This is a genomic window from Marilutibacter maris, assembly GCF_006546735.2.
GTDB classification, from domain to species: Bacteria; Pseudomonadota; Gammaproteobacteria; order Xanthomonadales; family Xanthomonadaceae; genus Marilutibacter; species Marilutibacter maris.
Genome location: NZ_VICD02000259.1, coordinates 1 through 11,813, shown reverse-complemented (window position 1 = coordinate 11,813; position 11,813 = coordinate 1). Strand labels below are relative to the sequence as shown.

General features: G+C 71.1%; 15 protein-coding genes. 5 read left to right on the top strand and 10 right to left on the bottom strand.

The genetic code is table 11. The annotated features are described in order from the left end of the window. The 5 genes from FKV24_RS15125 to FKV24_RS15105 form a co-directional block, all read right to left on the bottom strand. On the bottom strand, positions 1 to 1,106 hold a 1,106-nt coding region (locus tag FKV24_RS15125; protein WP_484502560.1), incomplete at its 3' end, for an NHL repeat-containing protein. A gap of 63 nt (positions 1,107 to 1,169) precedes the next feature. Beyond that, positions 1,170 to 1,925 carry an aquaporin gene (locus tag FKV24_RS15120; protein ID WP_223250134.1) on the bottom strand — a complete coding sequence of 252 codons (756 nt, stop codon included), beginning with the start codon at positions 1,923 to 1,925 and terminating at the stop codon, positions 1,170 to 1,172. Continuing rightward, complete coding sequence (locus FKV24_RS19620; protein WP_111267159.1) at positions 1,922 to 2,320, bottom strand: arsenate reductase ArsC; 399 nt, start codon at positions 2,318 to 2,320, stop codon at positions 1,922 to 1,924. The genes FKV24_RS15120 and FKV24_RS19620 overlap by 4 nt, the downstream gene beginning before the upstream one ends. Positions 2,321 to 2,330: 10 nt before the next feature. Next, positions 2,331 to 2,819: an ArsI/CadI family heavy metal resistance metalloenzyme gene (locus FKV24_RS15110; RefSeq protein ID WP_141482978.1), complete on the bottom strand. Its 489-nt coding sequence runs from the start codon at positions 2,817 to 2,819 to the stop codon at positions 2,331 to 2,333. Further along, the gene (locus tag FKV24_RS15105; RefSeq protein ID WP_111267161.1) at positions 2,816 to 3,160 is read right to left on the bottom strand and encodes an ArsR/SmtB family transcription factor; all 345 of its coding nucleotides are present in this window, start codon (positions 3,158 to 3,160) and stop codon (positions 2,816 to 2,818) included. The genes FKV24_RS15110 and FKV24_RS15105 overlap by 4 nt, the downstream gene beginning before the upstream one ends. 121 nt (positions 3,161 to 3,281) lie before the next feature. Here FKV24_RS15105 and FKV24_RS15100 point away from each other — a divergent pair, with 121 nt between their 5' ends. Beyond that, positions 3,282 to 3,947, top strand: a complete 666-nt coding sequence (locus tag FKV24_RS15100) for a DUF2239 family protein (RefSeq protein WP_111267162.1) — start codon at positions 3,282 to 3,284, stop codon at positions 3,945 to 3,947. A 31-nt stretch (positions 3,948 to 3,978) separates the two neighbouring features. Here FKV24_RS15100 and FKV24_RS15095 read toward each other — a convergent pair whose 3' ends face one another. The 4 genes from FKV24_RS15095 to FKV24_RS15080 form a co-directional block, all read right to left on the bottom strand. Beyond that, positions 3,979 to 4,683 carry an MliC family protein gene (locus FKV24_RS15095; protein WP_141482977.1) on the bottom strand — a complete coding sequence of 235 codons (705 nt, stop codon included), beginning with the start codon at positions 4,681 to 4,683 and terminating at the stop codon, positions 3,979 to 3,981. A gap of 138 nt (positions 4,684 to 4,821) precedes the next feature. After that, the gene (gene msrA, locus FKV24_RS15090; protein ID WP_141482976.1) at positions 4,822 to 5,472 is read right to left on the bottom strand and encodes a peptide-methionine (S)-S-oxide reductase MsrA; all 651 of its coding nucleotides are present in this window, start codon (positions 5,470 to 5,472) and stop codon (positions 4,822 to 4,824) included. A gap of 136 nt (positions 5,473 to 5,608) precedes the next feature. Then, on the bottom strand, positions 5,609 to 6,196 hold the full coding sequence (locus FKV24_RS15085; protein ID WP_141482975.1) for an adenine phosphoribosyltransferase: 588 nt from the start codon (positions 6,194 to 6,196) through the stop codon (positions 5,609 to 5,611). Positions 6,197 to 6,230: 34 nt separating this feature from the next. Beyond that, positions 6,231 to 6,503, bottom strand: a complete 273-nt coding sequence (locus FKV24_RS15080; protein WP_111267166.1) for a putative signal transducing protein — start codon at positions 6,501 to 6,503, stop codon at positions 6,231 to 6,233. Positions 6,504 to 6,666: 163 nt separating this feature from the next. Here FKV24_RS15080 and FKV24_RS15075 point away from each other — a divergent pair, with 163 nt between their 5' ends. The 4 genes from FKV24_RS15075 to rlmM all read left to right on the top strand — a co-directional run bounded on the left by FKV24_RS15075 (position 6,667) and on the right by rlmM (position 10,744). Beyond that, positions 6,667 to 8,460 carry a glutamine--tRNA ligase/YqeY domain fusion protein gene (locus FKV24_RS15075; RefSeq protein WP_141482974.1) on the top strand — a complete coding sequence of 598 codons (1,794 nt, stop codon included), beginning with the start codon at positions 6,667 to 6,669 and terminating at the stop codon, positions 8,458 to 8,460. A 138-nt stretch (positions 8,461 to 8,598) separates the two neighbouring features. Beyond that, the gene (locus tag FKV24_RS15070) at positions 8,599 to 9,027 is read left to right on the top strand and encodes a hypothetical protein (RefSeq protein ID WP_223250135.1); all 429 of its coding nucleotides are present in this window, start codon (positions 8,599 to 8,601) and stop codon (positions 9,025 to 9,027) included. A gap of 28 nt (positions 9,028 to 9,055) precedes the next feature. Then, complete coding sequence (locus FKV24_RS15065) at positions 9,056 to 9,631, top strand: nucleoside deaminase (protein ID WP_141482973.1); 576 nt, start codon at positions 9,056 to 9,058, stop codon at positions 9,629 to 9,631. Positions 9,632 to 9,673: 42 nt separating this feature from the next. Continuing rightward, positions 9,674 to 10,744: a 23S rRNA (cytidine(2498)-2'-O)-methyltransferase RlmM gene (rlmM, locus tag FKV24_RS15060; protein ID WP_141482972.1), complete on the top strand. Its 1,071-nt coding sequence runs from the start codon at positions 9,674 to 9,676 to the stop codon at positions 10,742 to 10,744. Positions 10,745 to 10,764: 20 nt separating this feature from the next. Here rlmM and FKV24_RS15055 read toward each other — a convergent pair. After that, on the bottom strand, positions 10,765 to 11,813 hold a 1,049-nt coding region (locus tag FKV24_RS15055), incomplete at its 5' end, for an FAD-dependent monooxygenase (RefSeq protein ID WP_141482971.1).

Here is an 11,813-nt window from a genome sequence, read left to right as displayed (position 1 = left end):
ATGCGGTGAAGGCGATGGGCACCGGCATCGCTGAGGTAGAGCCGGCCACCGGCGTCGAGCGCGATGCCGGCCGGGCGCGAGAAGCGGCCATCGATGGCCGCGCCGATGTCGTGATGGCGGCCGCCTCCGGCGACCTGCAACACCATCGCCGGCCAGATGCCGGCGGCGTAGAGCACGCCATCGTGACTGCGGGCCAGGCCGATCGGCGTGGTCGGCGCATCGCGCAGCACGGTGGCGACCTCGCCGCGCGACGACACGTGACGGATGCTGCGATTGCCGGCATCGGCGACCCATACGTCGCCGCGCGCGTTTACCGCCAGTCCGGTCGGAGTATCGAAGCGGGCCTGGACGCCGGCACCGTCGCGATCGCCGGGCAGGCCGTCGCCGGCCAGGGTATGGACACGGCCGTCGGGCTCGATGATGCGGATGCGGTCGTTGTAGGTGTCGGCGACATGGACGCGACCGCCGACATCGACCGCGATCCCGATCGGGCCGTTGAACTGTGCCTGCGCACCCGGCCCGTCGCGGAAACCGGGCGTACCGGTGCCCGCCAGGGTGCTGACCACGCCCCGAGGGGTGACCTTGCGGATCGCGTGGTTGCCGGTGTCGGCGACGTAGAGGTTGCCGGCCAGGTCCAGCGCCAGGCCGGACGGGGTGTGAAAGCGGGCGACCGCCGCCGGACCGTCGACGAAACCCTCGCCGCCACCGGCCAGGGTCGTCACCCGACCGTCGGCATGGATCACCCGGATGCGGTTGTTGTCGCCGGCGTCGGTCGCGTACAGCCGGGCTTCGTCGGCCACGGCGACGGCGCCCGCTTCCTGCGCGTCGTCCGTCTGCGCACGCACCGGCGGCTCCCACAGCGCCAGCCCCCAGGGGTCGGCGAAGCGGGATCGTGCGGCCGGACCGTCGGTGGCGCCGCCGACGCCGTCGCCGGCCACCAGCCCGACCCGCCCCCGCCAGCCCAGCCGTGTCGGTGGCGGCCCGGCTTCCTCGAACGCCGGCAACGGCGGCGTCCGCCCGATCAGGAAGGTCGCCGCCAGTGCCGCCACGGTCGCGGCGAGCGTCAGCCAGAGAAGGGTGTTGCGGGTCTTGGTGTTGCCCTTCATGCGGCCTGTCCAGCGGTGCGCGAATACCTGCCGGATTCTATCGATGATCGAGACTGCTGCCGATCAGGAGACCGCGGCGTCGTCAGCGACCGTATCGCCGCCGCCCGCAGATACCCCCTCAGATACCCGATCGCCCCGCGGCCGCGGCGACGGCAGCCAACGCGCCACCCACAATGCGACGACGGCGCCGGCCAACTGGGCGGCGACGAATCCGGCGACGTCGTCGGGACGGATGCCGGCGAAGCTGCGGGTCAGCGCGCGCGCGATGGTGACCGCCGGATTGGCGAACGAGGTACTGGCGGTGAACCAGTACGCGGCGAAGATCCAGGCCGCGACCAGCACCGGCACCGCCGCCGGGCGATGGCGCAGGCCGAGCAGGATCGTCAACAGCAGACCGAAGGTCGCGATCGCCTCGCTCAGCCACTGCGAGGCGCCGCTGCGCACGCGCACGCCCGGCTGCAGCAGGGCCTGGTCGAACATCGCGTGGGCGAGTATCACCCCGACGACCGCCCCGGCCACCTGGACCAGTACATAGGCGCCGGCCTCGCGATTGTCGAGCTCACCACGCACCCGCATCGCCACCGTCACCGCCGGATTGAAGTGCGCCCCCGACAGCGGCCCGAACAGCACGATCAGCACGTACAGGACGCCGGCGGTGGCCATCGCATTGGCCAACAGGGCCAGCGCGTCGTTGCCCGCGGCCAGGTTCACGCCCATGATTCCGGAGCCGACCACGGTCGCCAGCAGCAGCGCGGTGCCGATGAACTCGGCCAGCAGGCGCCCGCCCAGCGGTCGACGCGCAGGTCCCGCTGCGCTCACCGCAAGGACTCCAGCAGCGCCCGCACCCGCTCGCCGATCTCGTCGCGCACCGCGCGATAGCCGTCGTCGTCCATGTCGCGCGGGTCGGGCAGGCCCCAGTCCTCGCGCCGCTTCGCCGGCACCCACGGACAGTTGTCGCCGCATCCCATCGTGATCACCGCGTCGAACTCGCCGCCGATCTGCTCCAGCGACTTGGATGCATGGCCGGACAGGTCGTAGCCGAGCTCGGCCATGAAGCGCACCGCCTTCGGGTTGATCCGCCCAGACGGCGCCGAACCCGCGCTGAGCGCTTCGACGGTCTCGCCGCCGTGGATGTGGGCGAAGGCCTCGGCCATCTGGCTGCGGTTGGAATTTTCGACACAGACGAACAGAACGCGGGCACGGGAGCCGGTCATGGCGATGGTCTCAGCAGCAGTTGGAATCGGGCGCGCAGCAACTGGCCGGCGGCTCGACCGCGCGCCGTTCGGCCGGCATGTCCGGCGAGCAGCTGCTGCCGTCGGTGGCGCAGGCGCGCGCACTGCCGTTGTAGGTCGTCGCCTCGCCGAGGGTGCGGAAACTCTCCCACTTCACGCCCTGCGGGTCCTCGACCCAGACCTTGTCCGAACGCGCATAGCAGCAGATCGCGCCGGTCTCCGGCTGGCTGGCGACACCGGCCGCGTCCAGGCGCTCGCCGATCGCGGCCAGCATCGACTCCGACTCGACCTGGAAACCGAGGTGATCGACGCCCGACGCGCGATCGCGGCTGGAGATCGCGAAGTTCACTCTCGGATCCTCCAGCATCCACTTCGCGTAGTCGTCCTTGAGCACGGCCGGTTCGCTGGCGAACAAGGCGGTGTAGAAACGGATGCTGGCCGACAGGTCGGCGACGTTCAGATGCACGTGGAACCGGTTCATGCACGATCTCCTCGGGATGGGGGCGAACAGACATTGGAAGCCGGCGCGCATTCGCCGGCGCCGGCACAGCAGTTTTCGGTCAGGTAGGCGAGCAATGCGTTCATGCGCGCGTAGTCGGCGCTGACCCGGATCACCCGTCCCTCGCGCGCGTCCTGCACCAGACCGGCCGCGCGCAGCACGTTGAGATGTGCGCTGAGGGTCGCCGCCGGCAGCCCCAGCCGCTCGCGCAGCTCGCCGACCGCCAGCCCTTGCAGACCGGCCTGGACCAGGGCGCGGAAAGCCGCCAGCCGATTCTCGTGACCGAGCGCGCGCAGTGCGCTCAGGGCATCTAATGTTTCCATATTTCCAGAATTATCGAAATAAAATCCACAGTCAAGCGCAATTTTATTACCCGGATAATATTGACATCCTGCAATTTACCCGGGCAAAATCCCCGACCACAACCCCCCTACGGACCCGCCCATGAACGCCTCACCCTCCCGCTACACCGCCTTCGCCGGCCAGACGCTCCTGGCCCACGGGCCGCTGGACGAGGTCGCCTGCGCGGCTGCCGCCCACGGCGACGACGGCCATGACCCGGTACTGGTATTCGCCGACGACAGCGGACGGGTGGTCGACCTCGACCTGCGCGGCAGTGCCGACGAGATCCGGCAACGGCTGGCCGCGACTCCAGCGTCGGCGTCACCGCCGGCCGCGCCCGGCAACCGCCGCGAGGCCCTGCGCAGGATCGGCATCCCGCCACGCGGCCGGGCCGACGAAACGGCCGACACGCCGCGTCCGCGCGGACGGCCGAAGCTCGGCGTGGTCGCACGCGAGGTCACCCTGCTGCCAAGGCACTGGGAATGGCTCGCCGAACAGCCGGGCGGCGCCTCCGCCGCGCTGCGCCGGCTGGTCGAAAGCGCCCGCCACGCCAATGCCGACCGCGACGGCAGGCGCCGCAGCCAGGAGGCGGCCTATCGCTTCATGACCACTCTGGCCGGCGACCTGCCCGGCTACGAGGAAGCCAACCGCGCGCTGTTCGCCGGCGACGGGGCCGGCTTCGCCCGTCACACCGGAAACTGGCCGCGCGACCTGCGCGACTACGCTTTGCGGTTGGCCGCCGACGCGCTCGCCAACGGCGACGCCTGAACGCGCGAGGCCCGGGCCGGCGCAGACTCGCTCAGTCGGCCGGCCTGCAGACCAGGGCGTTGCCGTGGAAATCGACCCGCACCTCGCCCTGGTGCTCGCGGAAGTCCAGGCCCTCGCGCCCGTAACGGGTGCCGCTGGCGGCGGGCCGGGCGAACACGATCGCCTGGTCGTTGCCCCAGGTCAGCACCGCCGCGCGCGGATCGAGGTCGTTGTAGAAGGTCGCCGTGAACGGCTTGCCGTCGTCGTCGCAGCGGTACTCGACCGGGGTCGGCACCACGACCGCGCCGCTGTTGATCTGGAGGTCGACCAGGCGGGTCAGATAGGCCTCGCGCACGCAGTTGACCTTGTCCTCGGCCTTCCAGCAGTCGCCGCGGCCCTTGAGCCATCCGATCTGGGTCGCCTTCAGGGTGTCGCGTCCGTCGCCGGCCGCCTCCAGCGCCTCGCGGTAGGCGGCATCGAGGCGCCGGTCGAGCGCGGCGAGTCCGGGGTCGCCGCAGATCAACCGCTCGTCCTCTCCGACCACCTCGCGGCAGTCGAACGACGGCCCGTGGGCGGGCCGTTGCGGCGGCGCCTGCATGGGCACCGCGACATCGGTCGCGACGGCGCCGCGATCGGTGGGCGACGGCGGCTGACAGGCGGCAAGCAGGACGACAATGCCCAACGCGGGCATCGCCTGGATGGCGCGCGCGAGCGGGACGCGCGGCAGGGTCGACACGGCAGTGGGGGCGATCTTCAAGGGGAGCTCCAACAGGACGGCGATGCGGTGCGGCCTTTCATCGCAGCCGCCGGACCCGCATCGGGGCCGAGTTTGGCCGGAACCGCGTGACGATGGCGGCAATCCCGGCGCGGCCACTGTCGATGGTTTCCACCGGCCCTAGGCACCGGTACCGATCGGACAACTGACGCCGGTGCCGCCGAGTCCGCAGTAGCCGTCCGGATGCTTGGACAGATACTGCTGATGCTCGTCCTCGGCATAGTAGAACGGTGGCGCCGGACAGCCGATCTCGGTGGTGATCGCGCCCAGCCCGGCCGCGCCGAGCCGCTGCTGGAACGCATCGCGACTGGCGGTCGCCGCCGCGTACTGGACTTCGTCCTCGCAGAAGATCACCGAGCGGTACTGGCTGCCGACGTCGTTGCCCTGGCGCATGCCCTGGGTCGGGTCGTGCCCCTCCCAGAACGCCTTCAACAGGGCCTCGACCGAGACCTCGGACGGCGCGTAGACCACCAGCACGGTCTCGGCATGACCGGTCATGCCGCTGCAGACCTCGCGGTAGGTCGGGTTCGGCGTATAGCCGCCGGAATAGCCGACCGCGGTGGAGAACACACCAGGGATCGACCAGAACATCCGTTCGGCGCCCCAGAAGCAGCCCATCCCGAACTGCAGGCGGGCCATGCCGGCGAAGGCGTCGCGCAGCGGCCGGCCATGCACGTGGTGGGCATTGCGCAGCGGCAGCGCGGTCGGGCGTCCGGGCAGTGCGTCGCCGGGCGCGGGCAGGCGTTGTTTGAAAGCTCCTATACCGAGCATGTCGGAACTCCAGGGTCGGTGCATGGGGACACGCAGCAGCGGCGTGAGCCGCGATCGGGCATTCCCGTGAAAGCTTCATCGCGGCCTACGCCGCTCCTACGGTACGAAGCCGCCTCTACGGGGATACTCCCGTCGATCAATAATCCAGCAGCGCGCGCAACGGCAGCTCGCGCGGCCAGCGCGCACGGCCGCCGAGGGCGGACAGCTCGATCACCACCCCGGCACCGACGGTCAAGCCGCCGAGCCGGGTGACCAGTTCGTGCGCGGCCGCGAGGGTGCCGCCGGTGGCGAGCACGTCGTCGACGATCAGGGTCCGCAGCCCACCGTCGAGGATGCCGCTCCGGGCCTGCAGGCGATCGCGGCCGTATTCCAGCGCGTACTCGACCTCGACCAGCGGCGGCGGCAGCTTGCCGGGCTTGCGCAGCGGCACGAAGCCCACTTCCAGCCGCCGCGCCAGCGCCGCGCCGAAGATGAAGCCGCGCGACTCGATCCCGCATACCGCCTCGACCCCGGCGTCCTGCCACGGCGCCGCCAGCGCATCGATGCAGCGACCGAACGCCTCGGCGTCGGCCAGCATCGGGGTCACGTCGCGGAACAGCACGCCCGCGGACGGGAAGTTGGGAACGTCGAGGATCCGGGCGCGCAACGCGTCGACGTCCAGTTCGTCGACCGGTGCCGCTACCGGGGTGGATGCGGGACGGTCTGCATCGTCGGCAGGGGGCATCGCGGGGGTTCCATGTAGGGGGCGGTCCGCCGGCTCAGGCCGGGACCCAGTCGCCGGCGCCGATGCCGTCGTCGTCTTCCTGCGCGGCCGGCGGCGGTTCGGACAGCGGCAGGCCGGCGACCAGTTCGCTGGCCTCGGGCCAGGCGCTGTCGGGCACGCAGACCGCGACCACGCCGAACAGCGGTAGCTCGCCCATGCCGCCGACCAGGGCCTCGCCGCGCAGGAACACCGGAATCCCGGCGTCCTCCAGCGCGTGCTTGACCAGGTGGGCATCGATCAGGGTGTCGGCTTCGTAGACGACCTTCATCGGCGGGACCTTCTTCGGTGGCCTGCCTGTGAGCATACGCCTGCCGTCAAGGCCCCGGCGTCAAGGAAGCGTTGCCAACGCCGCCGTGGTAGGCGCCGGTGGAGGTTTCCGCGATCCCGAACCGCTAAACTGCACGGTTCCACCCCCGTCGACACCGTGCCGCATGTCCGCAACCCCCGAACGCCCTGCCCCCTCCACCGCCGCCGGAGATACGGCGGCGCAGGCGCCTGCCGCCGAGAAGAAGGATTTCATCAGGCAGATCGTCCGCGACGACCTCGCCAGCGGCCGGCACGAGGCGATCCGTACCCGCTTCCCGCCCGAGCCCAACGGCTATCTGCATATCGGCCATGCCAAGGCGATCTGCCTGGACTTCGGCATTGCCCGCGAGTTCGGCGGCACCTGCAACCTGCGCTTCGACGACACCAACCCGGTGAAGGAAGACCCCGAGTACGTGCGCGCGATCCAGGAGGACGTGCGCTGGCTGGGCTTCGAATGGAATGCGCTGCGGCACTCCTCGGACTACTTCGAGATCTACTACCTCGCCGCCGAGAAGCTGATCCACCAGGGCGACGCCTTCGTCTGCGATCTGAGCGCCGAGCAGGTGCGCGAGTACCGCGGCACCCTGACCGAGCCCGGCCGCGACTCGCCATACCGCGACCGCGGCGTCGAGGAGAACCTCGACCTGTTCCGCCGCATGCGCGCCGGCGAGTTCCCGGACGGCGCCCGCACCTTGCGGGCGAAGATCGACATGGCCAGCGGCAACATGAACCTGCGCGATCCCGCGCTGTACCGGATCAAGCACGTGCCGCACCCGATCGCCGGCGCCGGCTGGTGCATCTACCCGATGTACGACTATGCCCACTCGCTGGGCGACGCGGTCGAGGGCATCACCCACTCGTTGTGCACGCTGGAGTTCGAGGACCACCGCCCGCTGTACGACTGGTGCGTGGAGAAGGTCGACCTCGCCGGCGACCCCGCGCTGCTGAAGCCGCTGACCGACAAGGGCCTGCCGCTGGAGGCGGCCAAGCCCCGCCAGATCGAGTTCTCGCGCGCGAACATCAATTACACGGTGATGAGCAAGCGCAAGCTGATGGCGCTGGTGCAGGCCGGACTGGTCGACGGCTGGGACGACCCGCGCATGCCGACCCTGCAGGGCATCCGCCGCCGCGGCTACACGCCTGCGTCGCTGCGTCTGTTCGCCGAGCGGCTGGGCATCAGCAAGCAGAACTCGCTGATCGACTACTCGGTGCTGGAAGGCTGCCTGCGCGAGGACCTGGACGCGATCGCGCCGCGACGGATGGCGGTGATCGAGCCGCTGAAGCTGACGATCACCAACCTGCCGGAAGGCCACGAGGAATCGCTGAGCTTCCCCAACCACCCCAAGGACGAGAGCTTCGGCAGCCGCCGGATGCCGTTCTCCAATGCGCTGTGGATCGAACGCGAGGACTTCGCCGAGGTGCCGCCGAAGGGCTTCAAGCGCCTGGTTCCGGGGGGCGAGGTGCGCCTGCGCGGCGCCGGCATCGTCCGCTGCGACGAGGTGGTGAAGAACGACGCCGGCGAGATCGTCGAACTGCGCGGCAGCCTCGACCCCGAGTCGCGTCCGGGCATGGAGGGCGCCAACCGCAAGATCAAGGGCACCATCCACTGGGTCAGCGCCGCCCACGCGGTCGCGGCCGAGGTGCGCCTGTACGACCGTCTGTTCGACGTGGCCGACCCCGACGACGACACCCCGGACGAGAACGGCATGGTCAGGACCTATCAGGACCACCTCAACCCGGGCTCGCGGCGGGTCGTGACCGGCTATGTCGAGCCGGCCGCCGCGGTCGCGGCGCCGGAGCAGGCGTTCCAGTTCGAGCGCAGCGGCTACTTCGTCGCCGACCGTTACGACCACTCGCCCGAGAAGCCGGTGTTCAACCGCGCCGTGACCCTGCGCGACACCTGGGCCGGCAAGGCCTGAGCGATCCGCGGCGGGCGCCCGCATCGCGGTTGTGGCCGCGTGCAGGGTGCTTGCCCTACCCTGCCTCGGCCGGCCGCCTCGCGCGTTCGGCCGCACTGTCGCCACCGTGCCTGGCAGGCACCGTCCAAGGAGGTTCGCATGTTCGACACGCTCATCGCCCGCGGCCGGGTCCGCCCGTCCGCCCCCGCACTCATCGCCCTGCTCGCCGCCGTGCTGTTGCTCGGCGCCTGCGTCGCGCCGTCGACCACCGGTTCGGCGGTCGCCGCCGAGCCGCCGCAGTCCACCGACGATCGCGCCCGGACGCCGGACGCCGGCCCGACCGGCGCTGTCCGCATCGACAAGAGCTGCAAGACCGACGCCGACTGCACGGTCAAGAACGTCGGCAACTGCTGCGGCTACTACCCGGCCTGCGTCAACGTGAACAGCCCGACCGACCCGGAAGGGGTCAAGGCCGCCTGCGCCGAATCGGGAATGATGAGCGTCTGCGGTTTTCCGGCCATCGAGGGCTGCCAGTGCGTCGAAGGCAGCTGCCAGGCGCAGAGCGCCGCCCTGCCCGCGATCCAGTAAGGACACCGTTCAACAAGGAGTTTGAAAGATGCTGTATGCCCAGGTCCACCTGACCCTGCCGGCGTGGGTGCACGAGACGGTCGACACCGCCCGTGCCTACACCGACGACGCCGACAAGGTCGCGCTCGCGGTCGAACTGTCGCGGCGCAACGTCGAGGCCGACACCGGTGGACCGTTCGGCGCGGTGGTGTTCGGGCCCGACGACCGCATCATCGCGATCGGCGTGAACCGGGTGGTGCCGCACAGCTGCTCGCTGGCGCACGCCGAGAACATGGCCTACATGCTGGCCCAGCAGCGCACCCAGCGCCTGCGCCTGAACCGCGACGCCGACGACCGTCCGTGCGGACCGATCACCCTGGCCACCTCGTCGCAACCGTGCTGCCAGTGCTACGGCGCGACCGTGTGGGCCGGCGTCGACCGGCTGCTGATCGGCGCGCGCGCCGAGGACGTGGAGTCGCTGACCGAGTTCGACGAGGGCCCGCTGCCGGCCGACTGGGTCGGCGAGCTGGAGCGTCGCGGCATCGCCGTGGTCCGCGACCTGCAGCGCGATGCCGCGCGCGAGGTGCTGCGCGACTACGGCGAACGCGGCGGTCCGCGTTACTGATCCCATGACCCTCGACCCTCGCGCCAATGACGGGAGCCGCGCGTGAGCGGCGACGCCCTGTTCTGCCACTGCCGGCCGGGCTTCGAACCCGAACTGGCCGCCGAGCTGGCCGAGCGCGCCGCCGCGCTGGGCCATGCCGGCTACCCGCGGACCCAGCGCGGCAGCGGCTTTGTCGAATACCTCTGCGACGACGCCGCGCAACTGGCCCGGCAACTGCCGTTCGCGGCGCTGATCTTCGCCCGCCAGAAGCTGCTGCGCCTGGCCGAACTGCGCGGCATCGATCCGCGCGACCGGATCGGCCCGGTCCTGGCCACGCTCGACACGATCTGCAGCCACGACCGCGACGGTGCGGCATTCGGCGAGCTGTGGGTCGAGCACCCGGACTCCGATGCCGGCCGCCCGCTGTCCGGACTCGCCCGCAGCTTCGGCAACGCCTTGCGGCCGGCCCTGCGCAAGGCCGGCTGGCTCAGCGCCCGCGAACAGCCGCGACTGCCGCGTCTGCACGTGGTGCTGCTGGACGGCGATCATCTGTTGCTCGGTCGCAGCCATCCCGGCGACAGCGCGCCGTGGCCGCAGGGCATCCCGCGCCTGCGCATGCATGCACAGGCGCCCAGCCGCTCGGCGCTGAAGCTGGAGGAGGCATTGCTCGTCCTGCTCGACCGCGACGAACGCGCCGCGTTGCTGCGCGACGGTCTGACCGGCGCCGACCTGGGTGCCGCGCCCGGTGGCTGGACCTGGGTGATGCTTGGCCACGGCCTGCACATGACCGCGATCGACAACGGGCCACTGCGACCGCACCTGTTCGAGACCGGCCGGCTCGAACACCTGCGCGCCGATGGCTTCCGCTGGCAACCGGCCCAGCCGCTGGACTGGATGGTCTGCGACATGGTCGAGCAGCCGCGACGGGTCGCCGAACGGATGGCGGCCTGGCTGCGCGAGGGCTGGTGCCGGCAGACGATCTTCAACCTCAAGCTGCCGATGAAGAAGCGCTGGGACGAGACCCGGCTGTGCCTGGACCTGCTCGAAGCCCAGGCCGGCAGGCCGCTGACGATCCGCGCCCGCCAGCTCTACCACGACCGCGAAGAGATCACCGTGTTCGCAAGGCCGCGCTGAGCGGCGACCGCCCCGTCGCCCTACAGCCCGGCCGCGCGTCGCCAGAACGCATGGGTCAGCGGCGGCATTTTGCCGACCAGGCCCATCAGCGGGCCGCGCAGCAGGGTCGGCACCAGGGCATCGTTGGAGAACAGCCGGTTGAGACCGTCGAAGGCGTGCGCGGCGACCGTGTTCTCGCTCCTGCGCGTGCGCGCCCAGCGCGTCAGCCGCGACGGCGCGGCGATGTCGCCACCACCGGCGGCCGCCTCGCGCAGGGTCGCCCTCAGCGCGGCGACATCGCGCAGGCCCAGGTTCACCCCCTGCCCCGCCAACGGATGGACCACGTGGGCGGCGTCGCCGATCAGGGCGACCCGGCCGGCGACGACGGACTCGGCCAACTGCCGCTTGAGTGGAAACGCGACCCGCTTCGACACCGCCCGCATCGGCCCCAGCGGACCGTCGAAGGCGCGATCGAGTTCGACCAGGAAGCTCGCCTCGTCGCAGTCGCGCAGACGCAGCGCCTCGGCCTCGGGCAGGGTCCAGACGATCGAGCTGCGCCGCCCTTCGCCGCCATCGCTGCCGGCGAACGGCAGGAAGGCCAGCGGCCCGGTCGGCAGGAACCGCTGCCAGCAGGTCGCCTGGTGCGGGTTGGCATGATCGATGAAGGCGACCAGGCCGCTCTGGCCGCGGTCGCGGGTGACGGTGTCGATGCCGGCCATCGCCCGCAGTTGCGAGTCGCCGCCGTCCGCCGCCAGCACCAGTCGCGCGCGCAGACGCAGTCCGGACTCCAGCAGCACCGTCGCGCTGTCCTCGTCCTGTTCCAGGCCGGAAACCCGGTCCGGGCAGTGCAGTTCGACCCCCGCCGCCGGCAGCGCCGACCACAGCCGGTCGACCAGCAGGCCATGCTCGACGATCCAGCCCAGCTCGGTGCGCGCAAAGGCATCGGCCTCGAACACGATCGGATCGCCGCCGCCGGCGTCCCAGACCCGCATCGCCCGGTACGGCTGCAGCCGTGCCGAGGCCACCGCGGCCCAGACACCCAGGTCCTCCAGCAGCGCCGCGTTGTCGGGCGCGAACGCGTACACCCGCA